Below are 26,154 nucleotides of genomic sequence, written 5' to 3' on the forward strand. Positions count from 1 at the left end.
ATCAGAAGTGCGAATGCTGACATGAGTAGCGTTAAAGGGGGTGAAAAGCCCCCTCGCCGTAAGCGCAAGGTTTCCTACGCAACGTTCATCGGCGTAGGGTGAGTCGGCCCCTAAGGCGAGGCAGAGATGCGTAGCTGATGGGAAACAGGTCAATATTCCTGTACCGATGTGTAGTGCGATGTGGGGACGGAGAAGGTTAGCTCAGCCAACTGTTGGATATGTTGGTTCAAGCCTGTAGTCGTGCCTGGTAGGCAAATCCGCCGGGCTTAGATGAGGGGTGATAACGAGTCTGCTTGCAGACGAAGTGAGTGATACCCTGCTTCCAGGAAAAGCCACTAAGCTTCAGCTACACACGACCGTACCGCAAACCGACACTGGTGCGCGAGATGAGTATTCTAAGGCGCTTGAGAGAACTCTGGAGAAGGAACTCGGCAAATTGATACCGTAACTTCGGGAGAAGGTATGCCGCAAGTAGGTGAACTTGAACAAAGGGAGCCCAAAGCGGTTGCAAAAAATCGGTGGCTGCGACTGTTTAATAAAAACACAGCACTCTGCAAACACGAAAGTGGACGTATAGGGTGTGACGCCTGCCCGGTGCTGGAAGATTAAATGATGGGGTGCAAGCTCTTGATTGAAGTCCCAGTAAACGGCGGCCGTAACTATAACGGTCCTAAGGTAGCGAAATTCCTTGTCGGGTAAGTTCCGACCTGCACGAATGGCGTAACGATGGCCACACTGTCTCCTCCAGAGACTCAGCGAAGTTGAAATGTTTGTGATGATGCAATCTCCCCGCGGAAAGACGGAAAGACCCCATGAACCTTTACTGTAGCTTTGTATTGGATTTTGAACGGATCTGTGTAGGATAGGTGGGAGGCTTTGAAGTGAGGACGCTAGTTCTCATGGAGCCGACGTTGAAATACCACCCTGGTGCGTTTGAGGTTCTAACCCAGGTCCCTTATCGGGATCGGGGACAGTGCATGGTAGGCAGTTTGACTGGGGCGGTCTCCTCCCAAAGCGTAACGGAGGAGTTCGAAGGTACGCTAGTTACGGTCGGACATCGTGACGATAGTGCAATGGCATAAGCGTGCTTAACTGCGAGACTGACAAGTCGAGCAGATGCGAAAGCAGGACATAGTGATCCGGTGGTTCTGTATGGAAGGGCCATCGCTCAACGGATAAAAGGTACTCTGGGGATAACAGGCTGATACCGCCCAAGAGTTCATATCGACGGCGGTGTTTGGCACCTCGATGTCGGCTCATCTCATCCTGGGGCTGTAGTCGGTCCCAAGGGTATGGCTGTTCGCCATTTAAAGAGGTACGTGAGCTGGGTTTAAAACGTCGTGAGACAGTTTGGTCCCTATCTTCCGTGGGCGCTGCAGATTTGAGGAAGCCTGCTCCTAGTACGAGAGGACCGGAGTGGACACACCTCTGGTGTATCGGTTGTCACGCCAGTGGCATTGCCGAGTAGCTAAGTGTGGAAGAGATAACCGCTGAAAGCATCTAAGCGGGAAACTCGTTTCAAGATGAGATCTGCCGGGGCCTTGAGCCCCCTGAAGAGTCGTTCAAGACCAGGACGTTGATAGGCTGGGTGTGGAAGCGCAGTAATGCGTTAAGCTAACCAGTACTAATTGCTCGTGAGGCTTGACCCTATAACTTTGATGACGTTGATCATCAAGGTGGTTATGCCAAGTAAGGCGCAGTCAAAATACAAAGCTGATTACAGACTCTATGAATTCGTTGTGTTGCTCGCAAGAGCAGCATGACAACAAGTTATGCCTGATGACCATAGCAAGTTGGTACCACTCCTTCCCATCCCGAACAGGACAGTGAAACGACTTTGCGCCGATGATAGTGCGGGTTCCCGTGTGAAAGTAGGTCATCGTCAGGCTCTTACAGCCCAAGAAACCCCGTAGCCCAAAGCTACGGGGTTTTTTGCATTGGGCTGCAGGAAACGGGGAAACAGGCTGAACCGCCAAAACGGACGGCTCAACGGAACATCCGAAAACGGACAACCCAAAAAAGAGAGCGCTGACGCGCTCTCTTTTTATTCCTGCCGGGCTTCTTCGCCGCACCCGGATGCAACATCCGGCGCAGTTTCCTGCGGACAATTCCGCTAGCATTGACGTTAACGTCAACGTCGCATTCCCATGGCCGCCGGCTGTGGATGCCGGCGGACTCTCCAGCCATGTCGACCACCTACACCATCAGCGATCTTGCCAAGGAGTTCGATCTCACGACCCGGGCCATCCGCTTCTATGAGGACATGGGCCTGCTTGAACCCGAGCGTGCCGGGCCTGGCGGACGCAATCGCGTCTACAGCGCGCGTGATCGCACACGTCTTCGCCTGACCTTGCGGGCCAAGCGGCTGGGACTGTCTCTGAACGAAGCCAAGGAGATCATCGATCTCTACGACAGCCCCCGTGACACGGGCGTGCAACTGCGCAAATTCCTGGAGGTGCTGGCTGTGCACCGCCGCCAGCTCGAAGACCGCCTGGCCGATCTGCAGGCCAACCTGGCCGAGGTGCGAGAGCAGGAATCCGAGGCCCGCACTTTGTTGAAACACCTGGATGGGAAAAATGCTTCATAATTGACGTTTACGTAAACGTAATTTGTGAGGCTTGCCTTGACCGTGCCCCGCCTGGAACCTGCCAACAGCGACTTTGCCCGCCGTGTGCAAGACAGTTTTGCACGCCAGGGCGCGATGCACACCCTGGGCGCCGAGCTGTCCTTGCTGGAGCCCGGTGCCGTCGATGTCTGCCTGGACTGGGCGCCCGGGCTGACGCAGCAGCATGGCTTTTTGCATGCCGGCATGGTTTCCGCGGCGCTGGATTCCGCCTGCGGCTACGCAGGGCTGACCCTGATGCCGGCCGATGCTGCCGTGCTCACCATTGAATTCAAGATCAACTTGCTGGCCCCTGCCAAGGGCCAGCGCTTTCGCATGGAAGGCCGTGTGCTCAAGCCGGGCCGCACCATCACCGTGACCGAAGGGCGCGCCTACGCCATCGACGAAGGCCGCGAGAAACTGATTGCCACCATGGGCTGCACGCTGATGTGCGTGCAGGGCCGCGATCTGGCCGATTGAGCCGGGCGGCGTTCTTTCCCCCAATTTCCACAGGAGACATGAGATGAGCCTTTCCAACCTGCCGGGCCTGAACTTCCAACTGGGCGAGGACATCGACGCGCTGCGCGATGCCGTGCGCGAGTTCGCACAGGCCGAGATTGCACCGCGCGCCGGCGAGATCGACCGCGACGACCAGTTCCCCATGGACCTGTGGCGCAAGTTCGGCGACCTGGGCGTGCTGGGCATCACCGTGTCCGAGCAGTACGGCGGTGCCGACATGGGCTACCTGGCCCACATGGTGGCGATGGAGGAAATCTCGCGTGCCAGCGCATCGGTGGGCCTGTCCTACGGCGCGCACAGCAATCTTTGCGTGAACCAGATCAACCGCAACGGCAATGAAGCGCAAAAGGCGAAGTACCTGCCCAAGCTGATCAGCGGCGAGCATGTGGGCGCGCTGGCCATGAGCGAGCCCGGCGCCGGCTCGGACGTGATCAGCATGAAGCTCAGGGCCGAGGACAAGGGCGGCTACTTCCTGCTCAACGGCACCAAGATGTGGATCACCAATGGTCCCGATGCCGACACCCTGGTGGTCTACGCCAAGACCGAGCCCGAGCTGAACGCCCGCGGCGTGACTGCCTTCCTGATCGAGAAGGGCATGAAGGGCTTTTCCATTGCCCAGAAGCTGGACAAGCTGGGCATGCGTGGCAGCCACACGGGCGAGCTGGTGTTCGAGAACGTCGAGGTGCCGGCCGAGAACGTGCTGGGCGGCTTGAACAACGGCGCCAAGGTGCTGATGAGCGGCCTGGACTATGAGCGCGCCGTGCTGACCGGCGGGCCGCTGGGCATCATGCAGTCGGTGATGGACAACGTCGTGCCCTACATCCATGACCGCAAGCAGTTCGGCCAGAGCATTGGCGAGTTCCAGCTCATCCAGGGCAAGGTGGCCGACATGTACACCGTGCTGCAAGCGGGCCGCTCCTTTGCCTATACGGTCGCCAAAAACCTCGATCTGCTGGGAACCGAGCATGTTCGCCAAGTTCGCAAGGATTGCGCCAGCGTCATCCTGTGGTGCGCCGAGAAGGCGACATGGATGGCCGGCGAAGGCGTTCAAATCTATGGGGGTAATGGGTATATCAACGAATACCCACTGAGTCGCCTCTGGCGGGATGCGAAACTCTATGAGATCGGCGCCGGCACCAGCGAGATCCGTCGCATGCTGATCGGCCGCGAGCTGTTCGCAGAGACCTGCTGATCTTTCGCCTGCCTGCTGCGCCGTTCTTGAGTTTGACCCCAACAAAAGGATTGTTTATGAGCACAACCTCCATCGAAGAGCTGTTTGTCCACAACCGCGAATGGGCCCAGCAGGTGGAGCGTGACCGGCCCGGTTTCTTCACTGGGCTGATGGCGCAGCAAAAACCCCGCTACATGTGGATCGGCTGTTCCGACAGCCGCGTGCCCGCGAACCAGATCACGGGCCTGGAGCCCGGCGAGGTGTTCGTGCACCGCAACGTGGCCAACGTGGTCGTGCCCAGCGACCTGAACTGCCTGTCCACCATCCAGTACGCGGTGGACCAGCTCAAGGTCGAGCACCTGATGGTCGTCGGCCACTATGGCTGCGGCGGCGTGCTGGCGGCACTGGAGGATGTGCGCGTGGGCCTGGCCGACAACTGGATCCGCCACGTGAAGGACGTGCGCGACAAGCACCAGGCGCTGCTGGCCAGCCTGTCGCCGCAATGGCGCCATGACGCGCTGTGCGAGCTCAATGCCATCGAGCAGGTGATCAATGTGGCGCAGAGCACGGTGATGCAGGATGCCTGGGCGCGCGGCCAGAAGGTCACGCTGCACGGCTGGTGCTATGGCCTGAAGGACGGCCTGATCACCAATCTGCAGATGACCGTGCCCGGTGTCGGCGGCATCGCCAACATCCATGCCGAGGCTGTCGAGCTGGTCGCCAGCCGCCAGCGCGACTGAGCGGCCATGGCAGGCGGGACCCCGGGAGACTTCATGCCGATGCCTGCCCAGGACACCCTGCTTGCCCATGACATCGCGCGGGCGATGATGGATGGCTTCAACCGCCATTACCGCCTGTTCCGCGCCGAATCGGCCCGCGCCAAGCACCGCTTCGAAACTGCCGACTGGCTGGGCCAGCAGCGTGCCCAGCGCGAGCGCATCGAGTTCTACGACCTGCGCGTGCGCGAGTGCGTGCGCCGGCTTGAAAAGGAATTTGCGGCCGGCGCCCAGCCCATGCCGGTCTGGCAGCAGATCAAGCGCCATTACATCGGGCTCATGGTCAACCACCTGCAGCCGGAGCTGGCCGAGACCTTCTTCAACTCGGTCACCACCAAGATCCTGCACCGTACGCACTTCCACAACGACTTCATCTTCGTGCGGCCGGCCGTCAGCACGGAATACATAGAGAACCAGGAGCCGGCCGCACGCCCGGCCTACCTGGCCTTCTATCCCACGCGCGAGACACTGTCGCAGACGCTGCGCGAAGTCGTGGAGCAGTTCGCGCTGCAGCGCCCCTTTGAAGACCTGGAGCGCGACATCGCCCGCCTGGCCGAGCGCCTGGAGCCCCAGCTGCAGGCCATGCGCCTGTACGCCAACTTCCAGATCCAGGTGCTGTCCAGCCTGTTTTTCCGCAACAAGGGCGCCTACATCGTCGGCAAGATCATCAACGGCTTTGCCGAGCTGTCCTGGGCCGTGCCCATCCTGCATGGGGACAACGGCCGGCTGGTGCTGCATGCGGCCCTGTTCGGCGAGAAGGACCTGCACGGCCTCTTCAGCTTTGCGCGTGCCTACTTCATGGTCGATACCGACGTGCCCAGCGCCTACGTGCAGTTCCTGCGCAGCCTCATGCCGCGCAAGCCGCGTGCCGAGCTGTACAACGCCCTGGGCCTGGCCAAGCAGGGCAAGACGCTGTTCTACCGCGACTTCCTGCACCACCTGCGCCATTCGCGCGACCAGTTCCGCATCGCGCCCGGCATCAAGGGCATGGTCATGCTGGTGTTCGACCTGCCCAGCTTTCCCTATGTGTTCAAGCTCATCAAGGACCGGTTCGCCGCGCCCAAGGAGATCACCCGCGAGCAGGTCAAGGCCAAGTACCGCCTGGTCAAGCAGCACGACCGCGTGGGGCGCATGGCCGACACGCTGGAGTACAGCCTGGTGGCCTTCCCGCGCGAGCGCTTCTCGGAGGCGCTGATCGCCGAGATCCTGGAGCACGCGCCCAGCCAGGTCGAGATCAGCGACCGCGACGGCGATGGCCGGCAGGAGGTCATCATCTCCCACCTCTACATAGAGCGGCGCATGGTGCCGCTGAACCTGCTGCTGCAGGAGTGCTTCGATGACGGGCTGGACCTGCCGGGACCGCGGCAGCGGCTGGAGAGCGCCGTGATCGAATACGGAAATGCCATCAAGGACCTGGTGGCCGCCAACATCTTCCCGGGCGACATGCTGTGGAAGAACTTCGGCATCACGCGCGGCGGCAAGGTGGTGTTCTACGACTACGACGAGATCGAATACCTGACCGACTGCCATTTCCGCCAGGTGCCTGCGCCGCGCAACGAGGAAGACGAGCTCAGCGGCGAGGTCTGGTATCCCGTGGGCCCGCGCGATGTGTTCCCGGAAACCTTCGCGCCCTTTTTGCTGGGCAATCCGGCCGTGCGCGAAGTTTTCATGCGCCACCATGCCGACCTGCTCGATCCCGCCTTCTGGCAGGGGCACCAGCAGCGCATCCGCGAAGGCCACGTGCACGACGTCTATCCCTACGAGCGCAGCCGCTGGCTGGCCTGACCCGTTTGTTTTCCCCTCACCATCACCACATCCAGGAGATAAGCATGCAAGACCCCATCGTCATCGTCGGCGCAGCCCGCACCCCCATGGGCGCGTTCCAGGGCGACTTCGCCGATCTCGCGGCCCACGATCTGGGCGGCGCCGCCATCAAGGCCGCCGTGCAGCGTGCCGGCGTGGCGCCGGAGAAGGTGGACGAAGTGCTGTTCGGCAACTGCCTGATGGCGGGCCAGGGACAGGCGCCTGCGCGCCAGGCAGGCTTCAAGGGCGGCCTGCCGCGCAGCACGGGCGCCGTGACCCTGTCCAAGATGTGCGGCGCCGGCATGGAGGCCACCATCCTGGCCCATGACCAGCTGGTGGCGGGCAGCCGCGATGTGGTGGTCTCCGGCGGCATGGAGAGCATGACCAATGCGCCCTACCTGCTCAAGAAGGGCCGTGGCGGCTACCGCATGGGCCACGACAAGGTCTATGACCACATGATGCTCGACGGTCTGGAGGACGCCTACGAGCCGGGCCGCTCCATGGGCACCTTTGGCGAGGATTGCGCCGCCAAATACCACTTCACGCGCGAGCAGCAGGACGCCTACGCCATCGAAAGCGTCAAGCGCGCCCAGGCCGCCACGGAAAGCGGCGCCTTCGCGGCCGAGATCACGCCCGTCACCGTCTCCACGCGCAAGGGCGATGTCACGGTCAGCATCGACGAAGGCCCGGCCAAGGCCAAGCTGGACAAGATCGCCAGCCTCAAGCCCGCCTTCAAGAAGGACGGCACGATCACGGCGGCATCGAGCTCCAGCATCAACGACGGCGCCGCCGCCCTGGTGCTGATGCGCGAATCCACGGCCAAGGAGCTGGGCTGCAAGCCGCTGGCGCGCATCGTCGCCCATGCCACGCATGCCCAGGAGCCCGAATGGTTCACCACGGCCCCCGTGGGCGCCACGCAGAAGGCCCTCAAGAAGGCCGGCTGGACGGCGGCGGATGTGGACCTGTGGGAAGTCAACGAAGCCTTTGCCGTCGTGCCCATGGCCCTGATGGCCGAATTGGGCGTGCCGCGCGACAAGGTCAACGTCAACGGCGGCGCCTGCGCGCTGGGCCACCCCATCGGCGCCAGCGGTGCGCGCATCCTGGTCACGCTGCTGCACGCCCTGCAGGCGCGTGGCGGCAAGCGCGGCCTGGCCACGCTGTGCATAGGCGGCGGCGAGGGAACAGCCATGGCGATAGAAATGGTAACCCCCTGAGGCGCTGCGCGCCCTCCCCCTGAAAGGGGGACGACACCCTCGGTGCGGGGCGGCGCGGCCGGCCCAGGCCCTTCCTCGGTGTCTCTGATTTGCATTGCGCCAGTTTTATGGGCAGCGCCACAGACGTCCAGAGAGCTAGACTTGGATCGGCCGATCCGCTATTACTTTGACCTCTCGACCATGATCACCAGCGAAGAACAGTTGCGCAGCCTGTATGCCATGCCGGCCGAAAGGGCCTTGCTCAAGCAGCAGGTGGACCTGGACCGGCATTGCCTGCGCTTCATTGCGCTGTCGCCGCTGTGCATCGTGGCCACGGGGGGCGCGGCGGGCTCGCTGATGGATGCCTCGCCGCGCGGCGGAAAGCCGGGCTTCATCAAGGCGCCCGACAACCAGACGCTGCTGATCCCCGACTCGGGCGGCAACAACCGCCTGGACAGCTTCAGCAACCTGATCGCCGATCCGCGCATCGGCCTGCTGTTCATGGTGCCGGGCTTCGACGAGACGCTGCGCGTCAACGGCGTGGCCAGGCTGCGCGACGAGGCCCACTACACGGCGCTGTTCGCCAACGAAGGCTTCCGGCCCAAGATCGTTCTGGAGATCCAGGTGCAGGAGGCCTATCTGCACTGCGCCAAGGCCCTCATGCGCGCCCGGCTCTGGAAGCCCGAGTCCCAGGTGCCGCGCAACGTCATGCCGTCGGTGAACCAGATGGTCCACCAGCAGATCGGCCTGCCTGCGCCCACCGAGACGCAGGAGGCCATGGTCGATCGCTACGAAAAACAGATCGCGGGCGAGCAGGGCCTCTGACCGCATTCCATTTGAAAGGTCGAAAGACATGGCAGTCACTCTGGTGTTGGGAGCCTCGCGCGGGCTCGGTTTTGCCTTGGTAGAGGCCTATGCGGCCCAGGGCCGCAGCGTGGTCGCCACGGTGCGCAGCGAGGCCGATCGCGAGCGCGTCGAAGCCACGGGCGCCAAGGTGCTGCTGGTGGATGTGGCCGATCCGGCCAGCGTCAGCGGCCTGGCCTGGCAGCTCGATGGCGAGAAGATCGAGCTGGCGCTGTACGTGGCCGGAGTGTGGGATGCCCACAGCTCGGCCACGCCGCCCACGCGCGAGCAGTTCGACCGCGTCATGCACACCAATGTGCTGGGCGCCATGCAGGTGCTGCCCCAGGTGGCGCCGATGGTCGAGGCGGCGGGCGGCGTGTTCGGCCTGTTCTCCAGCGAGATGTCGCTGCTGGCCGGCGCAGAATCCGACGCCTGGCTCTACCGCGTCAGCAAGGCCGCGCTCAACATGGTCGTGGCCAGCGCCCAGCCGCAATGGCCCGGCGCCACCGTGGTCGCGCTGGACCCGGGCTGGGTGCAGACCGACATGGGCGGCGAGTCCGCCACCTTCACCGTGGAGCAAAGCGTGCAGGGTCTGGTCCGCACCCTGGCCGGCGTCACGCCGGCTGATCGGGGCCGCATGCTGCGCCACGACGGGCAGCGCATCGCCTGGTAGCTGCGGCCGGGACAACGAACAACGAAACAAGAATCAGGAGACAAGACATGCTGCTCAACGCAGACCAGGAAATGATCCGTGACGCGGTGCGCGACTTCGTGCGCACCGAAATCACGCCCCATGCCGCACGCTGGGACAAGGAACACCACTTTCCCAAGAACGTGCACCAGGGCCTGGCGGCGCTGGGTGCCTACGGCATCTGCGTGCCCGAGGAATACGGCGGCGCCGGCCTTGACTACCTGAGCCTGGCCCTGGTGCTGGAGGAAATCGCAGCCGGCGACGGCGGCACCAGCACGGTGATCAGCGTCACCAACTGCCCCGTCAACGCCATCCTCATGCGCTACGGCAGCGAGGCGCAAAAGCAGCAATGGCTGGCGCCGCTGGCGCGCGGCGAGATGCTGGGCGCCTTCTGCCTGACCGAGCCGCATGTGGGCTCGGACGCCTCGGCGCTGCGCACCACGGCCACCCGCGACGGCAACGACTACGTGATCAACGGCGTCAAGCAGTTCATCACCAGCGGCAAGAACGGCGACGTGGCCATCGTCATCGCCGTCACCGACAAGGCGGCCGGCAAGCGCGGCATGAGCGCCTTCATCGTGCCCACCTCCGCACCCGGCTACCAGGTGCTGCGGCTGGAGGACAAGCTGGGCCAGCACAGCTCGGACACGGCCCAGATCCAGTTCGAGGGCTGCCGAATCCCCGTCGCCAACCTCATCGGTGCCGAGGGCGAGGGCTACAAGATTGCGCTGTCGGCGCTGGAGGGCGGGCGCATCGGCATTGCCGCGCAAAGCGTGGGCATGGCGCGTGCGGCCTTCGATTGCGCGCTGCAGTACTCCAAGGAGCGCGAGAGCTTCGGCCAGCCCATCTTCAACCACCAGGCCGTGGGCTTTCGCCTGGCCGACTGCGCCACGCAGATCGAGGCCGCGCGCCAGCTGATCTGGCATGCGGCCAGCCTGCGCGATGCCGGCCTGCCCTGCCTGAAGGAAGCGGCCATGGCCAAGCTGTTCGCCAGCGAAATGGCCGAGCGCGTGTGCAGCGCAGCCATCCAGACCCTGGGCGGCTATGGCGTGGTCAACGATTTTCCCGTCGAGCGCATCTACCGTGACGTGCGCGTGTGCCAGATCTACGAGGGAACGAGCGACGTGCAGAAAATTCTCATCCAGCGCGCCCTGGCCTGAGGCCCCTCACTATGCTGCGGGTCGGGCCGGATGGCCCCGTCACCCGCAGGGCTTAGCATGGAGCGTCGCCGGGACGGCGCCCGGGAGAGGCGGGCACCGGACTCCGGCAGGTTTGTGACCACCTTCGCAGGAGATCCCGACATGCCCATTGCTTCCGTCAACGGCCAGAACCTTTACTACGAGGACACGGGCGGGCGCGGCCCGGTCCTGGTGTTTTCGCATGGACTGCTCATGGACCACACCATGTTCGCTCCCCAGGTCCAGGCGCTGCAGGATCGCTATCGCTGCATCAGCTGGGACGAGCGTGGCCATGGCCAGACGGCGGACCCCGCGCATTGCGCTCCCTTCGACTACTACGACTCGGCCGACGACCTGGCCGCCCTGCTGGCGCACCTGGGCGTGGAGCGCGCGGTGCTGGTGGGCATGTCGCAGGGCGGCTATCTGTCGCTGCGCTGTGCGCTCATCCATCCCGAGGTCATGCGTGCGCTGGTGCTGATCGACACCCAGGCCATGCTGGAAGACCCCGAGCAGATGCCCCACCACGAGGCGTTGCTGAGGGCCTGGATGGAGCATGGCCTCAGCGACGACATGGCGGCCACGGTGGAGCGCACCATCCTGGGCCAGGGCTGGAGCGGCGCGGCCGCCTGGCGCGCCAAATGGAAGAAGGCCACGCCCATCAACCTGGGGCAGAGCTTTCTGGCGCTGGCCCAGCGCGATGACATCAGCCCGCGACTGCCCGACATCCACGTACCGGCACTGGTCATCCATGGCACGGACGACATCGCCATCACGCTCGACCGTGCACGCGCCATGGCCAAGGCCTTGCCCAGGGCGCAGTGGGTGGAGGTGCCGGGGGCCGGCCATGCGGCCAACCTCACGCATCCGCAGCCCGTGAACCTGGCCATCGAGCGCTTCCTGGAGCAGCTCGACTAGGCTCAGACCGGCGGATCGCCGTCGTTCTCGCTGTCGCGGCGGCGCAGGACGACGGTGATGCTGCCGTCGGTCTCCAGCGTGGCGCGCTCCACCTCTCTGAGGTGCAGGCAGCCGCCCGCACGCAGCGCGGCCTCGATATCGTCGCGCGTGATGCGTTCCTCGCGCATCAGATCCTTGTTCAGGTGGCCGTCCGTGATCAGGGCCTGGGCCTTGCCGTCGATGAGCCGCTCCAGCGCGGGATAACGGAAAGTCAGCCAGGACAGCAGCAGATGGCACAGGATCAGCGTGGAGGCCGAGATCATGCCGCCGATCAGCGAGTTGTCCCCGGCATTCATGGAGTTCTGAACGGCATTCGACAGGATGAGCAGCAGCACCAGGTCAAAGGGCGCGTACTGCCCCGTCTGGCGCCGCCCCGTCAGCCGAAGGAACACCAGCAAGAACAGGTAGACGGCCACGCCGCGCACCACGAACTCCCACCACGGGACCGACATTGAAAACATGGGCTCTCCTTACAGGCCCGAAGGCCCGCGGTCAGTATCATGGCCCGCCTGTCCTCCATCAAGAACCCGGTCGCAGCAAGGCGGCCGTGACTGACATGCACTCCTGCTCCCCCGCCGTCCTCTCCCAGGTTCCGCAAGTTCCGCAGGGCCAGCCGCTATGAGCGCTGCCGCCACCTCCCCGGCCTGTCCCTGTGGCCAGCACGATGCCAAGGGCCGGTCCCTGGCCTTCGATGCCTGCTGCGGCCGCTACCTGGACCATTTCGACGACTGCCCTGCGCCCGATGCCCAGGCCTTGATGCGCTCGCGCTACAGCGCCTTCGTGCGTGAGGACGCCGCCTACCTGCTGGCCACCTGGCACGCCAGCCAGCGGCCCGCCACGCTGGACTTCGAGCCCTCGGCGCGCTGGCTGGGGCTGGCGGTCAAGGACTTCCGAAGCACCGGCGAGGACCGCGCCGAGGTGGAATTCGTCGCGCGCTACCGCGTGGCGGGCCACGCCGTGCGCCTGCATGAGCGCAGCCGCTTCGTGCGCGAAGGCGGGCGCTGGTTCTACGTGGATGGCGACCAGTTCTGAACACGACGGCGGCCCTGCGGAGCCGCTGTGGAAGCTGCAGCAGCGCCAGCGGCTGCTGCTGTCCATCGCATCGCGGGGCTCGTCCGAGGCGGCGGCCCTCATCATCCCCGGCATCGTGGTCTGGCTGCAGCGGCACGAAACGGGTGCCTTCCAGGCGCCGCTGCTGCTGTGGTGGCTGGGCATGGCGCTCATGGCCTGCGTCTTCGTTGGTTTGCGGCGCCAGTTGCGTCGGGACCTGGGCGCTGCCGTGCCCTCGGCCGAGTTGCCAACGCGGCTGCAGCGCTGGGAGCGCGTGATGGGCCGCATGGCCTTGCTCAACGCCGGTTCCTGGGCGCTGGCCATACCGCTGACCCATGGCAGCGGCCATGAATTCCGGCTTTTCATCTACCTGGTGCTGTGCGGCGTCGTGGCCTCGGCCGCCACCTTCCTGGCGCCGGCGGCTGCCGTGTTCAAGCGCTTCTTCGGCGTGCTGTACGGCGCCATGCTGCTGGCCGTGGTCTGGTACTTCCCGAATAGGGGCCTGTACCTGCTGCCTCTGCTCATGCTGTATGGCGCCACCATCGCGCGCCATGCCTGGGGGGCGCGCCAGCTCATGCAGCAGCAATGGGCGCAGGAGCGTGACCGCCAGCTGCTGGCCGAGCGCTACCTGGCGGCCAAGGAGCAGGCCGAACAGGCGCTGGAGGCCAAGAGCCGCTTCCTGTCGGCTGCCAGCCATGACCTGCGCCAGCCCCTGCATGCCCTGGGCCTGCTGGTGGAGACCGCCCGCCAGCGCAATGCCGACGGCGCGCTGGCGGGCGTGCTTGACGATGCCCAGGCCTGTGCCCAGTCGCTGGGAACCATGTGCAATGACCTGCTGGACCTGTCGCGGCTGGAGAACGGCACCTGGGAGCTGCGCGCCCAGGTGATGGACCTGCGCATTCTGCTGGGCGATGCCACGCGCCTGTTCGCGGCCGAGGCGCGGCAGCGCGGGCTGGTGCTGCGCTGGCGCGTGGCGCGCGGCATGGACAGCCTGGTGCGTGCCGACGAGGCCCTGCTGCGCCAGATGGTGTTCAACCTGCTGCACAACGCCCTGCGCTACACCCAGCGCGGCGGCGTGCTGCTGGCCGCCCGCGTGCACGGCGGGGGCTGGCGCATCGAGGTCTGGGATACCGGCCTGGGCATTGCGGCCGAAGACCGGCCCCATGTCTTCGCACCGCACTTTCGCGCGCGTTCCGGCCAGGCGGCCCGGCGCGCGGCCCAGCCTGCGGCCGAGCACCTGCCCGGCGTGAGCAGCCAGGGCCTGGGCCTGGCCGTGGTGGCCGCAGCGGCGCGCCGCATGGGCGTGGAGCATGGTCTGCTGTCCACGCCGGGACGGGGTTCGTGCTTCTGGCTGCAGCTGTCGCCCAGCCTGAGCGTGCAAGCGGACCTGCCTCTGGGGCACGCGCAGGCAGGGGCAGGGGCCGAGGCTGCCGCGAATCCGCCAGGCCGTCCCCTGCTGCAGGGCCGGTGCTGGGTGGTCGATGACGATGTGCAGGTGGCACAGGCCCTGGCCGGCCTGCTGCGCGGCTGGGGGCTGACCGTGGACGTGGCGGCTGCGGGCCGCGAGGCGCAAGCCTGGCTGGCGGCGGGGCAGCATCCCGATTTCGTGCTGTGCGACCACCAGCTGGCCCATGGCGAGAACGGCTTTGCGCTGCTGCAGAACGTGCTGGCGCAATCGCCGCAGGCGGCGGGCGCCCTGCTCAGTGGCGAGCCGTCACCGGCGCTGGAGCAGCAGGCACAGGAACTGGGCTATCTGCTGCTGCGCAAGCCCGTGGATCCGCTGGCGCTGCTGGCCCTGCTTCAGCGCAGGCTGGCCGTGGCCGGCGCCTGAACCGTATCGGTCGGCGGTACGGAGGGCGGCAGCTCCAGCGCAATGCCCTGCATGCGCGTGATGGCGTCGATGCGGCTGTGCACGCCCAGGCGCTGCAGGGCGCCTGCCACATGCTCCTTGACCGTGTGCGGCGACAGGTGCAGCAACCGGGCAATGCTGGGATTGGGCAGGCCGCGCAGCACCAGGTCCAGAACCTGGGCCTGGCGCGGGGTGAGGCCCAGCTCGGCCGCCGTCATGCGGATGGCATGGGCGCCGCCCGGCGGCTGCGGCGCCAGCGGGGCGGCGGGGAACCAGGTCTCGCCGCGCAGCAGGGCCGCCACGGCCTGCTCCAGCACCTGCGGCGGCTGCGACTTGAGCACAAAGCCATGGGCCCCGGCCGCGCGTGCCTTCAGGGCAATCGCGCCATGCGTGTCGCCGCTGGTCATGAGCACGCGGCAGGCGGGCGCCAGCGTGCGGATTTCGCGCACCACGTCCGTGCCTGCGCTGGCACCCAGCCAGAAATCCACGATGGCCAGATGTGGCGATCCCCTGCCGGCCATGCACTGCAGGCCTTCGCCCGCATCGGCCACGGCATGGACTTCGGACAGGCCGAATTGTTTCAGGAACTCGGACACGCCCATGGCCGTCAGCGGGTGGTCGTCGATCACCAGGGCATAGCGCCCCGATCGGAGACAGGAGGAATCGGTCAGGAGGGAATGGCTGTGCATGGTCCGCGCGAAGGCATGTCGAAAGGGCTGGAGCGCCAGGGCGCGCCCGGATACACCTTGCGCACATCGTAACGATTACCCCCCGGCCGGGGGGTGACCGGATGTCGGCCAACTCCCCAAAATCGCCGCCGATGCCCTGAGATTCCGCATGGAACGGGCATGTATTCAACGAGAAGGGGAGATAGTCATGAAGATGGTACAGCTCACGCGCCGCAGCGCGGCATTGATGCTTCTGGGAGCCCTGGCCGCCTGTGGCGGCGGCGGTGGTGGTGGATCGGGAGAGCCGGGCGGCGGAGATCCCGGCAATGGCGGAAATCCTGGCAACCCCGGTACGCCCGGCAACCCCGGCGGCACGCCCACGCCGGTGACCGGCCAGTACCGCATGGAGACCGGTGCGGAGAACTTCGACGCGGCCCTGTCCATCATGAACGCGCTGGGGGCGCAGGGCTATGCCTTCACCTACAGCCTGGCCTCGGGCGGTACCGCCTTCCCCGTTCCCATCGGTGACTTCTACGTCACCGACACGGCCCACACCGGCACGCGCCTGGACTACCGCATGGTGCCGGACGTGGCGGGCGTCTCGGCCCTGGTGGCCCAGCTCAACGCACAGGGTGCGCAAGGCTACCTGTACAAGTCGGGCATGGCGTTCCCCAGCAGCACGCAGGACCTGCGCAACCTCTATGTGCGCAGCAGCAGCGCCGCCGCCACCTACAGCTACGAGACGCGCCCCGCCGTGGGTGCGCTGGACACGTCCGGCTTCACGCAGCAACTGGCCGAGATGAGCGGCCGGGGTTTCCGCTACATGGGCCCGCTGATCTCGGGCAACGAGATGTTCAACCTCTACGTCAAGGACTCCAAGGCGCCGGCCTTCGAGTACGCGGTGTTCGCATTGGCCGCGCCCTTCGGCATGGCCAACGGCACGGCGCTGAAGCAGCGCCTGGACGAGATGGGTGCCAAGGGCCACCTGCTGCGTGGCGCCCTGGTGCTGCGCGGCAATACCGAAGGCGTGCAGCTGTACGAAAAGAGCGGCGACCAGCAGGGCGCCATCGAGTACCGCGTCGAACCGGTGTCCCAAAGCGCCAGCCTCGCGCAGCGCCTGGAGCAGTTCAACCGCAATGCGGCCGAAGGCTTCTTCGCCTTCGGCGACGTGGTCACCGACGATGGCCGGTTCCATTCCATCTCGGTGCGCAACGTCCGCCGCATGGTGCATCCGCTGGCCGGTGCCTCCTTCCCCTGAGCAGGGCACAGGCATGCGCGGCCGGCGCATAATCCGGCCATTTTCCGCAGCAAGGGCGCCCCAGGGCGCCCTTGCTCAGTTTGTTTCGAGAATCCATCCATGACTGCTTTCGAGGCCGTGCTCTTCGACTGTGACGGCGTGCTCGTCGACAGTGAATCCATCACCAACCGCGTGCTGTGCACCATGCTCAATGAATCGGGCTGGCCCATCAGCACCGAGGAATGCCTGCGCGAATTCATCGGCAAGACCGTGCGCAGCCAGGCCGCGCTGATCGAGGCGCGCACCGGCAAGCCGCTGAGCGACGCATGGATGGCCGCCTTCTACGAGCGCCGCAACGCCGCGCTGCGCGCCGAGCTGGTGGCCATTGACGGCGCGCTGTCCGCCGTCAGCCAATCCCATGCGCTGTGCGCTGGCCGCATCGCCTGCGCCTCGGGCGCGGACCGCGCCAAGGTGGAGATGCAGCTGGCCCAGGTCGGCATGGCCCCCTATTTCGAGGGCCGCGTCTTCAGCGGCCATGAGCTGCCGCGCAGCAAGCCCTTTCCCGATGTGTACCTGGCAGCCGCCGCTGCCCTGGGCGTGGAGCCGGCGCGCTGCCTGGTCATCGAGGACACGGTGACCGGCGTCACCGCCGGCGTGGCCGCAGGCGCCACGGTCTGGGGCTACTTCCCGGCCGACCAGGGCCACGCATCGGCCGAGCAACTGCTCGAGGCCGGCGCCAGCTGCGTATTCGGCGACATGGGCGAGCTGCCGGCCATGCTGCGCGCCATCGGGCAGGCCAGCGCCAGCGCTTGAGCCGGCCCTAGCGCAGCTGCGGCGAAGGCGTCTCGTCCACGGCCTGCGCACGCGCGGCCTGCTGCTCGGCCTGCAGCGCCCGCTGGAAGGCGGGCCGCTGCTGCACGCGCTGCCAGTAGGCCTGGGTGGCAGGCCCCCACTGCGGCTCCATCTCCAGGTGCGCCGACAGCATCAGCGCATAGCCCACGGCCACGTCGGCAGCGGTGAAGCGGTCTGCCGCGAGCCAGTGGCGCTGTTCCACGGCCTGCTCCACCGCGCGCAGCCGCGCAAGGAACCAGCGCTGGTAGTCCTGGGCCACCTGGGGCTGGCGCCGTTCGGCTGGCTCGAAGTGGGTGTAGCGCAGCACCAGGGTCTGCGGGAAGGTCAGCGTGGCATCGCTCATGTGCAGCCAGTTGAGGTAGGCGGCGAAGTCTGCCTCCTGCGGCTGCACGGACAGGCCCGCCCCGGGGTGCAGGGCGCCCAGGTATTCGCAGATGGCGGCTGACTCGGTCAGCCTGGCCTCGCCGTGGCGCAGCAGCGGCACCGTGCCCAGCGGGTTGAGTTCCAGGTAGCTGCGCTGCAGCACGCGCGGCGGAAACGGCAGCATGTGCAGCGTGTAGGGAAGCTGCAGTTCTTCGAGCATCCACAGCGCGCGGAAGGAGCGCGCGCTGACGCAGTGGTGGAGATGGTGCATGCGCAAAGCCTAGGCCAGATGCGCGGACGGCGGCAGTCGCGCAGGATGCAAATCGCGCCAGGATGCGCGCGGCCCTCACTCGGGCCGGGCTCGTGCGCTCTTGCGGAATTCGGAGGGTGACAGCCCCGTCCACAGCCGGAAGGCGCGGATGAAGCTCTTGTCGTTGAGAAACCCGCAGGACTGGGCGATGCGCTTGATGGGCCGGCTGGTGCGCAGCAGCAGGGCCACGGCACGCTCGCGCCGCACCTCGTCCTTGAGCGCCTGCAGCGAGGCGCTTTCTTCCTTGAGCTGGCGGTGCAGGCTGCGCTGGGACAGGTGCAGCTGGCGGGCCAGCGTGTCGGCCGTCTGCAGGCATTCGGCGTCGGCCGCCAGCAGCTGGCGCACGCGCTGCACCAGCTGGCGCTCGCGCCGGTAGGGGCGCACCTGCAGCGGCAGGGCGCGCTGCAGCATGCGCTGCAGCGCGGGCTCGTCGCGCGTCAGCGGCATATCCAGAAAACGCGCGTCGAACTGGAGGCAGGCCCGGGCCGCGCCAAACTCCACCTCGCCCGGCGGGAACAGCAGCGCATACACGCCCGCATGCGGCGGGGGATCGAAGGGAAAGCAGGCGCGCCGCAGCGGCAGCGGCTCGTCGATGAACCAGCTGGCCAGGCCGTGGATATTGCGCAGCACCGACAGCAGGCAGAACTCGCGCATGGCGCCCAGCGTGGACAGCTCCTCGATGGCCAGCGTGGCCAAGCCGTCTTCCTGCGTCAGCGTGAGGCGGATGTCGTCGGCCAGCAGGCCATGGTGGCGGCACCAGCGCGCCAGTGCCAGGCCCAGCTGCTCGCTGCCCATGCTGGCGCGCGCCAGCATGCCGTAGCTGCCCCAGGGCAGGCGCCGGGAGAACCAGCCCAGGGCCTCGTCGTCGAGTTCGCGCATGGCGGCATCGGACAGTGCCTCCATCTGCAGCGCCGTGATGCACTCGTTGCGCTCTTTGACGGAGTCTGGCGCAATTTGTGCCTTCTCCAGGGCGGACAGGGCGCTGATACCCCGGCGTTCGTAGGCCAGCATAATGGCCTGCACAAAGGCCATGGGCGTGACTGCAGGGTGTGCGGAGGCCATGGTGGCGGCCGCCTGGGGCAGGGGGGTCTTGACCAGCGAGGGGGTGAACATGCTGGCAATTATTGCAACCTTCGTGGCCTGTTCTGCTCGGGGTTGGCCCTTATGCTGCCACGCAATAGCTGCCGTGACGGGGCAGGCCACTGCATTTGCCCGTCCCAGGCGCCGCCGACGACACAGGAGACAACGCATGCCCGCCCAGAACGCCCCGCTCGCTTCCAGCCATGCCCAAGGCCGCACCGATGTGCCGCTGATCGAGCAGACCATCGGCGATTTCTTTGCCGACATGGCGGCCCGCCAGCCCGATCGCGAGGCCCTGGTCAGCCGCCACAAGGGCCTGCGCTACAGCTATGCCGGCCTGCACACCGAGGCGCGCCGCCTGGCCAGCGCGCTGCTGGGCCTGGGGCTGGAAAAGGGCGACCGCGTCGGCATCTGGTCGCACAACAACGCCGAATGGGTGCTGATGCAGCTGGCCACGGCCCAGGTCGGCCTGGTGTTGGTCAACATCAACCCGGCCTACCGCACCTCCGAGGTGGAGTACGCGCTCAACAAGGTCGGCTGCAAGGCCCTGGTGACCATGGCGCAGTTCAAGACCAGCGACTACCTGGGCATGCTGCGCGAACTGGCCCCCGAGCTGGCCACGGCCGAGCCCGGCCGCCTGCATTGCGCGCGCCTGCCCCAGCTGCGCAGCGTGGTCTGGATCGACGTGGCAGGGCAGGGCGAAGAGCAGCCCGGCATGCTGCGCTTTTCCAGCCTGCTGGCGCGCGGTGATGCGCAGGATGCGCGCATCGACGCCGTGGCCGCCACGCTCAAGAACACCGACCCCATCAACATCCAGTTCACCAGCGGCACCACGGGCTTTCCCAAGGGCGCCACGCTGACCCACCGCAACATCCTGAACAACGGCTTTTTCATTGGCGAGTGCATGCGGCTGACGCCCGAGGACCGGCTGTGCATTCCCGTGCCGCTGTACCACTGCTTCGGCATGGTGCTGGGCAACCTGGCCTGCTTCACGCATGGCTCGGCCATCGTCTACCCGAATGACGGATTCGATCCGCTGCTGGTGCTGGAGACCGTGCAGGCCGAGCGCTGCACGGGCCTGCACGGCGTGCCCACCATGTTCATCGCCGAGCTGGACCACCCGCGCTTCAAGGAGTTCGACCTGAGCACGCTGCGCACCGGCATCATGGCCGGCTCGCCCTGCCCCATCGAGGTGATGAAGCGCGTGGTCAGCGACATGCACCTGTCCGAGATCACCATCGCCTACGGCATGACCGAGACCAGCCCTGTCAGCTGCCAGAGCGATGCCGACACGCCGCTTCAGCGCCGCGTGTCCACCGTGGGCAAGGTGCAGCCGCACCTGGAGGTGAAGATCGTCGACCCGGCCACGGGCGAGGTCGTGGCGCCCGGCGTCTCGGGCGAGCTGTGCACGCGCGGCTACTCGGTCATGCACGGCTACTGGGGGGACGAGGCCCGCACGCGCGAGGCCATCGACGACGAGGCCTGGATGCACACCGGCGACCTGGCCACCATGGACGAGCAGGGCTACGTGAACATCGTCGGCCGCATCAAGGACATGGTGATCCGCGGCGGCGAGAACATCTACCCGCGCGAGATCGAGGAATTCCTCTACCGCCATCCCCAGGTGCAGGACGTGCAGGTGGTCGGCGTGCCCGACGCGCGCTACGGCGAGGAGCTGTGCGCCTGGATCATCGTCAAGCCCGGCCAGACGCTGTCCGAAGACGGCGTGCGCGACTTCTGCAAGGGCCAGATCGCCCACTACAAGGTGCCGCGCTACATCCGCTTCGTCGAGGCCTTCCCGATGACGGTGACCGGCAAGATCCAGAAGTTCAAGATCCGCGACGAGATGATCGCCATGCTGGATCTTCGCCCGGCCAGGACCGCCTGAGGGCTGCTTTCATGCGCTGCCGCCAGCTGTCCACCGCGTGCCGCCTAGGGCGTGCCGCCCTCGGGCGCGGCCATGGCCGAGGCGGCAGCGCGGCGCGCCACCACCAGGCGCTTGCGCAGCGAGATCTCCTGCATGTCCAGCTCGCTGACCAGGCGGCGCAGCGACTCGTCGTTGATGCGGTGGGCCTGGCGCTCGGCGTAGAGCGCGTCGCGCTCCTGGTGGATGCAGCGCAGGCGCAGCTCGATCTCCAGCAGGTAGCGCAGCTTGCGCTGGCGCACGACTTCGGGCGCCTCGCGCTGGATCTCGATACTGGAGGCCGTGCCGCTGCCGTCGTCCAGCAGCTGGACGCGGTTGCGGTACTCCTGCGTCAGGTGGCCCATGACCTCCTGGTGCATGGCCACCCATTCGGGAGTGTGGCCCTGGATCTCTTCCTCGCTCAGCGTCAGCCCGCCAATGGCGGACTGGCAGGCGGCCACGCGCGCCAGGCGCTCCTCGCGCACCGTGGGCGATTCGCCGGGCTGGGGCATGCGGCGCAAGATCAGCGGCAGGGCGATGCTGCCCAGCACCAGGGTGAACAAGATGGTGCCCGTGGCCAGGAAGACCAGCATCTCGCGGCCGGGGAAGGGCTGGCCGTTGTTCAGCAGCATGGGCACGGACAGCGCGCCGGCCAGCGTCACGGCGCCGCGTATGCCGGCCATGGTGGTGGCCAGGTTCAGCAGGTGCGAGGGGCGCTCTGCCATCTTTCCCTGGAAGTGGGCGCGAGCCAGGCTGCGCTGCACGCCCAGCGTCAGCCAGATCCAGCGCATCAGCAGCAGCGCGCTGGAGATGATCACCACATAGCCCACCAGCACCCACCATTCGCTGCCCGCATCGTGCAGCGTCACGCCGATGATGGAGGGCAGCTGCAGGCCCAGCAGCAGGAAGATGGCGCCGTTGAACGAGGCTTCCACCATGCTCCAAGTGCCCTCGGTCTGCAGCCGCTCGCTGATGTAGCTGCTGCGCTCCAGGTCGGCGAAGTTGGTGGCAATGCCTGCGGCCACGGCCGACAGGATGCCCGACACGCCGATCTTTTCGCCCACGATGTAGGCGGCGAAGGGCAGCAGGATCAGCAGCAGCACCATCTGCGTGGCCGCCACGTCGCCCAGGCGGCGCGTGATGGTGCTGCGCGCATAGGAAAAGCCCCAGCCGATCAGCGTGCCCACGCCCAGGCCGCCCAGGGCCATCCACATGAAATCCTTGGCCACCTCGGTCCACGAGAACAGGCCGGTCAGCGTGGCCGCGATGGCGAATTTCAGCGCCACCAGGCCCGAGGCGTCGTTGAGCAGGGACTCGCCCTCGAGGATGTGCATGGTCTTCTCGGGCATGCCCAGGTTGCGCGTGATGGCCGAGACGGCCACGGCATCGGTGGGCGAGACCACGGCGGCCAGCGCAAAGGCCACGGTCAGCGGCATGCCGGGCACCAGCCAGTGGATCAGCCAGCCCAGCCCCACCACCGTGAACAGCACCAGGCCCAGCGCCAGGCGCAGGATGGGGCGGTACAGCGCAAAGAACTCGCGCTTGGGGATGCGCCATCCGTCGGCGAACAGCAGCGGCGGGATGAACAGCAGCAGGAACAGCTCGGGATCGAAGGCGATGTGCAGGCCCTTTTGCGGCCAGGCCATCAGCGCTCCCAGGGTGATCTGGATCAGCGGCAGCGGGATGGCGCGCACGTAACGCGCGGCAATGCCCGTCAACGCTCCCAGCAGCAGGACGAGCAAGACGATTTCAACGGTGTGCATACGGCATTTTCCCCAGGCCGGACCGCCGTTCTTTGCAGGACATTCGGAAAAACCAAGCGCCCGCATCGGGCAAACACAAGAAGAGGCCACACATGAGCATTCTGGGCACCCAACTCAATCCGCGTTCGGCGGACTTCCTGGCCAATGCCGCGGCCATGCGCGCCGTGGTCGAGGACCTGCAGGCCCAGGTGGCCAAGGTCGCCGAGGGCGGCGGCGAGGCCGCGCGCGCCAAGCACGTGGCGCGCGGCAAGCTGCTGCCGCGCGACCGCGTGGCCATGCTGCTGGACCCGGGCACGCCCTTCCTGGAGATCGCCCCGCTGGCTGCGCTCAACATGTACCGCAACGATGCACCCGGCGCGGGCCTGATCGCCGGCATCGGGCGCGTCAGCGGCGTGGACTGCATGATCGTCTGCAACGACGCCACGGTGAAGGGCGGCACCTACTACCCGATGACGGTGAAGAAGCACCTGCGCGCCCAGGAGATCGCCGCGCAGAACCGCCTGCCCTGCATCTACCTGGTGGACTCGGGCGGCGCCAACCTGCCCAACCAGGACGATGTGTTCCCCGACCGCGAGCACTTCGGCCGCATCTTCTTCAACCAGGCCAACATGAGCGCCGAGGGCATTGCCCAGATCGCCGTGGTCATGGGCTCGTGCACGGCCGGCGGCGCCTATGTGCCGGCCATGAGCGACGAGTCCATCATCGTCAAGAACCAGGGCACCATCTTCCTGGGCGGCCCGCCGCTGGTGAAAGCCGCCACGGGCGAGGTGGTCAGCGCCGAGGACCTGGGCGGCGGCGACGTGCACACGCGCCTGTCGGGCGTGGCCGACCACCTGGCCCACAACGACACCCACGCGCTGGCGCTGGCGCGCCAGGCCGTGGCCAACCTCAACCATGCCAAGCAGCCTTCGGCTGGCGACCTGCCGCCCGAGGCGCCGCTGTTCGACGGCGGCGAGCTGTACGGCGTGATCCCCGTGGACACGCGCAAGCCCTTCGACGTGCGCGAGATCATCGCCCGCGTGGTGGACGGCAGCCGCTTCGACGAGTTCAAGGCCCGCTTCGGCGCCACCCTGGTCTGCGGCTTTGCGCGCATCGAGGGCATGCAGGTGGGCATCATCGCCAACAACGGCATCCTGTTCAGCGAATCGGCCGTCAAGGGCGCGCACTTCATCGAGCTGTGCTGCCAGCGCAAGATCCCGCTGGTCTTCCTGCAGAACATCACGGGCTTCATGGTGGGCCGCAAGTACGAGAACGAAGGCATTGCCCGCCACGGCGCCAAGCTGGTCACGGCCGTGGCCACGGCGGCCGTGCCGAAGTTCACCATCATCATCGGCGGCTCCTTCGGCGCGGGCAACTACGGCATGTGCGGCCGCGCCTACTCGCCGCGCTTCCTGTGGATGTGGCCCAACGCGCGCATCTCGGTCATGGGCGGCGAGCAGGCGGCCAGCGTGCTGGCCACCGTCAAGCGCGACGGCATCGAGGCCAAGGGCGGCCAGTGGACGGCCGAGGAGGAAGAGGCCTTCAAGGCCCCCATCCGCCAGCAGTACGAGGATCAGGGCCACCCCTATTACGCGACGGCGCGCCTGTGGGACGATGGCGTCATCGACCCCGCCGACACGCGCCGCGTGCTGGCGCTGGGCCTGGCGGCCACGCGCAACGCGCCCATAGCGGACACGCGCTTCGGCGTGTTCCGCATGTGACGGCGGCTTCCCTTTCCTTGCAGCGAGGTACTTCATGAAAACCACCGCACTGACCCTCGAATTCCAGGGCCCCCTGGCCACCATCACGCTGACCCAGCCCGAAGTGCGCAATGCCTTCAGCGACGAGGTCATTGCCGACATCACCCACGCCTTCCACGCCGTGGGCAAGCGCAGCGACGTGCGCGCCGTGGTGCTGGCCGCCGAGGGCCCGGCCTTTTGCGCGGGCGCCAACCTCAACTGGATGCGCCGCATGGCCGACTACTCGCGCGACGAGAACCGCGAGGATGCCGGCCTGCTGGCCGAGATGCTGCGCGTGATCTACGAATGCCCGCAACCCACCATCGCGCGCGTGCAGGGCGATGTCTATGCGGGCGGCATGGGCCTGGTCGCGGCCTGCGACATGGCCGTGGCCGCCGAGGGCGCGGGCTTTTGCCTGTCCGAAGTGAAGATCGGCCTCATCCCCGCCACCATCAGCCCCTACGTGATCCGCGCCATGGGCGCGCGCGCCGCCCACCGCTACTTCCTGACCGGTGAGCGCTTCGACGCGGCCGAGGCGCTGCGCATCGGCTTCGTGCACCGCGTGGTGGCGGCCGACGAGCTGGACAACGCCGTGGACGGCCTGCTCAAGCACCTGGTCAGCGCCGGTCCCGCCGCCGCCCGCGCCTGCAAGCGCCTGGTGATCGAGGTGGCCGAGCGCGAGATCAACGAGCAGCTGATCGCCGCCACCGTCGAAAGCATCGCCGACATTCGCGCCAGCGCCGAGGGCAAGGAGGGCGTGCAGGCCTTCCTGCAAAAGCGCAAGCCGGCCTGGCTGGCCTGATACGCGCAGGCTGCCCATTCATCGCGCGACCACCGAGCAACGCCGAGCCAACGCTGAGCCAACACCATGAGCACCCTGACCGACTCCCTCGTCCAGTGGCTGCAGTCCGTGGGCCTGTACCCGGGCCCGGCCGTGCACCACACGGTCAGCGAGGCGGCTGGCGAAGTGGCCGAGCGCGTGGGCCAGGCCACCAGCGGCATGGACATGGCCGGCCTGCTGGCGCTGGCCGCCGCACTGGGCTGGGCCAGCGGCTTTAGGCTCTACGCCGTGGTGTTCGTGACCGGGCTGCTGGGGGCGCTGGGCTGGGTGGCGCTGCCGGGCGGGCTGCATGTGCTGGAGCATCCGGCCCTGCTGTTCGCCAGCGGAGCGCTGCTGTTCGTGGAGTTCTTCGCCGACAAGATCCCCGGGGTGGACTCGGTCTGGGACTTGCTGCAAAGCGTGATCCGCATCCCGGCGGGCGCGGCGCTGGCGGCCGGCGTCTTCGGCGCCGACAGCGCGACCATGGCCACCATGGCGGCCCTGATGGGCGGCTCGCTGGCCCTGTCCAGCCAGGTGGCCAAAAGCACGACGCGCGCGGCCATCAACACCTCGCCCGAGCCGTTTTCCAACGTGGGCGCGAGCCTGGTGGAGGACGGCGCCTCGGTGGGCGCGATCTGGCTGGCGCTCACGCACCCGCTGGCCTTCGCCGCCGTGCTGCTGGTCGTGGTCATCGCGCTGTGGCTGCTGACCTGGGCGCTGTGGCGCTTTCTCAAGGCCGTGGTGCAGCGCCTGCGCGCGCTGTTCGGCGGGTCTCCCGCGATGAATCAAAAACCATAGCCGCCGGTCGCCG

Annotated in this window: 23 protein-coding genes and 2 rRNA genes (1 of these 25 only partly in view); 20 read left to right on the plus strand and 5 right to left on the minus strand. The window is 66.7% G+C overall.

Annotated features, from left to right (window positions below):
• The 12 genes from G4D77_RS19585 to G4D77_RS19640 all read left to right on the plus strand — a co-directional run.
• Positions 1–1,649 (plus strand): 23S ribosomal RNA (locus G4D77_RS19585) (it extends 1,227 nt beyond the left edge of the window).
• 126 nt (positions 1,650–1,775) lie between these two features.
• Positions 1,776–1,888 (plus strand): 5S ribosomal RNA (gene rrf / locus G4D77_RS19590).
• 297 nt (positions 1,889–2,185) lie between these two features.
• Positions 2,186–2,587: a MerR family transcriptional regulator gene (locus G4D77_RS19595; protein WP_013800379.1), complete on the plus strand. Its 402-nt coding sequence runs from the start codon at positions 2,186–2,188 to the stop codon at positions 2,585–2,587.
• A 36-nt stretch (positions 2,588–2,623) separates the two neighbouring features.
• Positions 2,624–3,082 (plus strand): PaaI family thioesterase, encoded by a 459-nt coding sequence (locus tag G4D77_RS19600; RefSeq protein ID WP_047475060.1) that lies wholly within the window; start codon positions 2,624–2,626, stop codon positions 3,080–3,082.
• A 43-nt stretch (positions 3,083–3,125) separates the two neighbouring features.
• Positions 3,126–4,313, plus strand: coding sequence for an isovaleryl-CoA dehydrogenase (locus G4D77_RS19605; protein WP_213757723.1), 1,188 nt, complete (start codon positions 3,126–3,128; stop codon positions 4,311–4,313).
• A gap of 56 nt (positions 4,314–4,369) precedes the next feature.
• Positions 4,370–5,032: a carbonate dehydratase gene (gene can, locus G4D77_RS19610; protein WP_016450015.1), complete on the plus strand. Its 663-nt coding sequence runs from the start codon at positions 4,370–4,372 to the stop codon at positions 5,030–5,032.
• 33 nt (positions 5,033–5,065) lie between these two features.
• Positions 5,066–6,853 (plus strand): bifunctional isocitrate dehydrogenase kinase/phosphatase, encoded by a 1,788-nt coding sequence (gene aceK / locus G4D77_RS19615; protein WP_046240056.1) that lies wholly within the window; start codon positions 5,066–5,068, stop codon positions 6,851–6,853.
• Positions 6,854–6,897: 44 nt separating this feature from the next.
• Positions 6,898–8,085, plus strand: a complete 1,188-nt coding sequence (locus G4D77_RS19620) for an acetyl-CoA C-acyltransferase (protein WP_016450017.1) — start codon at positions 6,898–6,900, stop codon at positions 8,083–8,085.
• A 180-nt stretch (positions 8,086–8,265) separates the two neighbouring features.
• The gene (locus G4D77_RS19625) at positions 8,266–8,889 is read left to right on the plus strand and encodes a pyridoxamine 5'-phosphate oxidase family protein (protein WP_043790436.1); all 624 of its coding nucleotides are present in this window, start codon (positions 8,266–8,268) and stop codon (positions 8,887–8,889) included.
• A gap of 28 nt (positions 8,890–8,917) precedes the next feature.
• Positions 8,918–9,580 (plus strand): SDR family oxidoreductase, encoded by a 663-nt coding sequence (locus G4D77_RS19630; RefSeq protein ID WP_017406485.1) that lies wholly within the window; start codon positions 8,918–8,920, stop codon positions 9,578–9,580.
• A 47-nt stretch (positions 9,581–9,627) separates the two neighbouring features.
• On the plus strand, positions 9,628–10,758 hold the full coding sequence (locus G4D77_RS19635) for an acyl-CoA dehydrogenase family protein (protein ID WP_154833328.1): 1,131 nt from the start codon (positions 9,628–9,630) through the stop codon (positions 10,756–10,758).
• A gap of 141 nt (positions 10,759–10,899) precedes the next feature.
• Positions 10,900–11,691 (plus strand): alpha/beta fold hydrolase, encoded by a 792-nt coding sequence (locus G4D77_RS19640; protein WP_154833329.1) that lies wholly within the window; start codon positions 10,900–10,902, stop codon positions 11,689–11,691.
• 2 nt (positions 11,692–11,693) lie between these two features.
• Here G4D77_RS19640 and G4D77_RS19645 read toward each other — a convergent pair whose 3' ends face one another.
• Entirely contained in the window at positions 11,694–12,191 is a 498-nt protein-coding gene (locus tag G4D77_RS19645) for a DUF421 domain-containing protein (RefSeq protein WP_043790438.1), read from the minus strand.
• Between the two features lie 157 nt (positions 12,192–12,348).
• Between G4D77_RS19645 and G4D77_RS19650 the strand changes: the two genes are divergently transcribed.
• Together G4D77_RS19650 and G4D77_RS19655 are read left to right on the plus strand one after the other, a co-directional pair.
• Positions 12,349–12,762 (plus strand): YchJ family protein, encoded by a 414-nt coding sequence (locus tag G4D77_RS19650; RefSeq protein WP_154833331.1) that lies wholly within the window; start codon positions 12,349–12,351, stop codon positions 12,760–12,762.
• Positions 12,746–14,611, plus strand: a complete 1,866-nt coding sequence (locus G4D77_RS19655) for a hybrid sensor histidine kinase/response regulator (protein ID WP_046983918.1) — start codon at positions 12,746–12,748, stop codon at positions 14,609–14,611. The genes G4D77_RS19650 and G4D77_RS19655 overlap by 17 nt, the downstream gene beginning before the upstream one ends.
• On the opposite strand, the gene G4D77_RS19660 is transcribed toward G4D77_RS19655, so the two are convergent.
• The gene (locus G4D77_RS19660) at positions 14,581–15,318 is read right to left on the minus strand and encodes a response regulator (RefSeq protein ID WP_213757724.1); all 738 of its coding nucleotides are present in this window, start codon (positions 15,316–15,318) and stop codon (positions 14,581–14,583) included. The two genes, G4D77_RS19655 and G4D77_RS19660, sit on opposite strands and share 31 nt — an antisense overlap.
• 187 nt (positions 15,319–15,505) lie before the next feature.
• On the opposite strand from G4D77_RS19660, the gene G4D77_RS19665 reads away from it, so the two are divergent.
• Both G4D77_RS19665 and G4D77_RS19670 read left to right on the plus strand, forming a co-directional pair.
• Positions 15,506–16,555 carry a hypothetical protein gene (locus G4D77_RS19665; protein WP_154833335.1) on the plus strand — a complete coding sequence of 350 codons (1,050 nt, stop codon included), beginning with the start codon at positions 15,506–15,508 and terminating at the stop codon, positions 16,553–16,555.
• A 99-nt stretch (positions 16,556–16,654) separates the two neighbouring features.
• Positions 16,655–17,347 carry an HAD family hydrolase gene (locus tag G4D77_RS19670; RefSeq protein WP_154833337.1) on the plus strand — a complete coding sequence of 231 codons (693 nt, stop codon included), beginning with the start codon at positions 16,655–16,657 and terminating at the stop codon, positions 17,345–17,347.
• Between the two features lie 7 nt (positions 17,348–17,354).
• Here the strand turns inward: G4D77_RS19670 and G4D77_RS19675 are convergent, their stop codons facing one another.
• Both G4D77_RS19675 and G4D77_RS19680 read right to left on the minus strand, forming a co-directional pair.
• Complete coding sequence (locus tag G4D77_RS19675) at positions 17,355–18,020, minus strand: glutathione S-transferase family protein (RefSeq protein WP_154833339.1); 666 nt, start codon at positions 18,018–18,020, stop codon at positions 17,355–17,357.
• A gap of 75 nt (positions 18,021–18,095) precedes the next feature.
• Positions 18,096–19,172, minus strand: a complete 1,077-nt coding sequence (locus G4D77_RS19680; protein ID WP_154833342.1) for an AraC family transcriptional regulator — start codon at positions 19,170–19,172, stop codon at positions 18,096–18,098.
• A gap of 136 nt (positions 19,173–19,308) precedes the next feature.
• Here G4D77_RS19680 and G4D77_RS19685 point away from each other — a divergent pair, with 136 nt between their 5' ends.
• Positions 19,309–21,027, plus strand: a complete 1,719-nt coding sequence (locus tag G4D77_RS19685; protein ID WP_154833344.1) for an AMP-binding protein — start codon at positions 19,309–19,311, stop codon at positions 21,025–21,027.
• 44 nt (positions 21,028–21,071) lie between these two features.
• On the opposite strand, the gene G4D77_RS19690 is transcribed toward G4D77_RS19685, so the two are convergent.
• Positions 21,072–22,805: a Na+/H+ antiporter gene (locus tag G4D77_RS19690; protein ID WP_016450031.1), complete on the minus strand. Its 1,734-nt coding sequence runs from the start codon at positions 22,803–22,805 to the stop codon at positions 21,072–21,074.
• 92 nt (positions 22,806–22,897) lie between these two features.
• Here G4D77_RS19690 and G4D77_RS19695 point away from each other — a divergent pair, with 92 nt between their 5' ends.
• From G4D77_RS19695 to G4D77_RS19705, 3 genes are all read left to right on the plus strand, one after another.
• Positions 22,898–24,505, plus strand: a complete 1,608-nt coding sequence (locus tag G4D77_RS19695) for a carboxyl transferase domain-containing protein (protein WP_016450032.1) — start codon at positions 22,898–22,900, stop codon at positions 24,503–24,505.
• 34 nt (positions 24,506–24,539) lie between these two features.
• Complete coding sequence (locus G4D77_RS19700; RefSeq protein WP_016450033.1) at positions 24,540–25,325, plus strand: enoyl-CoA hydratase/isomerase family protein; 786 nt, start codon at positions 24,540–24,542, stop codon at positions 25,323–25,325.
• 66 nt (positions 25,326–25,391) lie between these two features.
• Positions 25,392–26,141, plus strand: a complete 750-nt coding sequence (locus G4D77_RS19705) for a DUF4126 domain-containing protein (RefSeq protein ID WP_043790440.1) — start codon at positions 25,392–25,394, stop codon at positions 26,139–26,141.
• The last annotated feature ends 13 nt before the right edge of the window (positions 26,142–26,154 follow it).

It is taken from the genome of Delftia sp. WY8 (genome assembly GCF_018437695.1).
Classification (GTDB): Bacteria; Pseudomonadota; Gammaproteobacteria; order Burkholderiales; family Burkholderiaceae_C; genus Comamonas; species Comamonas tsuruhatensis.

Coding starts and splice junctions, on each gene's coding strand:
- G4D77_RS19595 (WP_013800379.1), top strand. CDS start 2,186: ATGTCGACCACCTACACCATCAGCGATCTTGCCAAGGAGTTCGATCTC.
- G4D77_RS19605 (WP_213757723.1), top strand. CDS start 3,126: ATGAGCCTTTCCAACCTGCCGGGCCTGAACTTCCAACTGGGCGAGGAC.
- can (WP_016450015.1), top strand. CDS start 4,370: ATGAGCACAACCTCCATCGAAGAGCTGTTTGTCCACAACCGCGAATGG.
- aceK (WP_046240056.1), top strand. CDS start 5,066: ATGCCGATGCCTGCCCAGGACACCCTGCTTGCCCATGACATCGCGCGG.
- G4D77_RS19620 (WP_016450017.1), top strand. CDS start 6,898: ATGCAAGACCCCATCGTCATCGTCGGCGCAGCCCGCACCCCCATGGGC.
- G4D77_RS19625 (WP_043790436.1), top strand. CDS start 8,266: ATGATCACCAGCGAAGAACAGTTGCGCAGCCTGTATGCCATGCCGGCC.
- G4D77_RS19630 (WP_017406485.1), top strand. CDS start 8,918: ATGGCAGTCACTCTGGTGTTGGGAGCCTCGCGCGGGCTCGGTTTTGCC.
- G4D77_RS19635 (WP_154833328.1), top strand. CDS start 9,628: ATGCTGCTCAACGCAGACCAGGAAATGATCCGTGACGCGGTGCGCGAC.
- G4D77_RS19640 (WP_154833329.1), top strand. CDS start 10,900: ATGCCCATTGCTTCCGTCAACGGCCAGAACCTTTACTACGAGGACACG.
- G4D77_RS19645 (WP_043790438.1), bottom strand. CDS start 12,191: ATGTTTTCAATGTCGGTCCCGTGGTGGGAGTTCGTGGTGCGCGGCGTG.
- G4D77_RS19650 (WP_154833331.1), top strand. CDS start 12,349: ATGAGCGCTGCCGCCACCTCCCCGGCCTGTCCCTGTGGCCAGCACGAT.
- G4D77_RS19655 (WP_046983918.1), top strand. CDS start 12,746: ATGGCGACCAGTTCTGAACACGACGGCGGCCCTGCGGAGCCGCTGTGG.
- G4D77_RS19660 (WP_213757724.1), bottom strand. CDS start 15,318: ATGCACAGCCATTCCCTCCTGACCGATTCCTCCTGTCTCCGATCGGGG.
- G4D77_RS19665 (WP_154833335.1), top strand. CDS start 15,506: ATGAAGATGGTACAGCTCACGCGCCGCAGCGCGGCATTGATGCTTCTG.
- G4D77_RS19670 (WP_154833337.1), top strand. CDS start 16,655: ATGACTGCTTTCGAGGCCGTGCTCTTCGACTGTGACGGCGTGCTCGTC.
- G4D77_RS19675 (WP_154833339.1), bottom strand. CDS start 18,020: ATGCACCATCTCCACCACTGCGTCAGCGCGCGCTCCTTCCGCGCGCTG.
- G4D77_RS19680 (WP_154833342.1), bottom strand. CDS start 19,172: ATGTTCACCCCCTCGCTGGTCAAGACCCCCCTGCCCCAGGCGGCCGCC.
- G4D77_RS19685 (WP_154833344.1), top strand. CDS start 19,309: ATGCCCGCCCAGAACGCCCCGCTCGCTTCCAGCCATGCCCAAGGCCGC.
- G4D77_RS19690 (WP_016450031.1), bottom strand. CDS start 22,805: ATGCACACCGTTGAAATCGTCTTGCTCGTCCTGCTGCTGGGAGCGTTG.
- G4D77_RS19695 (WP_016450032.1), top strand. CDS start 22,898: ATGAGCATTCTGGGCACCCAACTCAATCCGCGTTCGGCGGACTTCCTG.
- G4D77_RS19700 (WP_016450033.1), top strand. CDS start 24,540: ATGAAAACCACCGCACTGACCCTCGAATTCCAGGGCCCCCTGGCCACC.
- G4D77_RS19705 (WP_043790440.1), top strand. CDS start 25,392: ATGAGCACCCTGACCGACTCCCTCGTCCAGTGGCTGCAGTCCGTGGGC.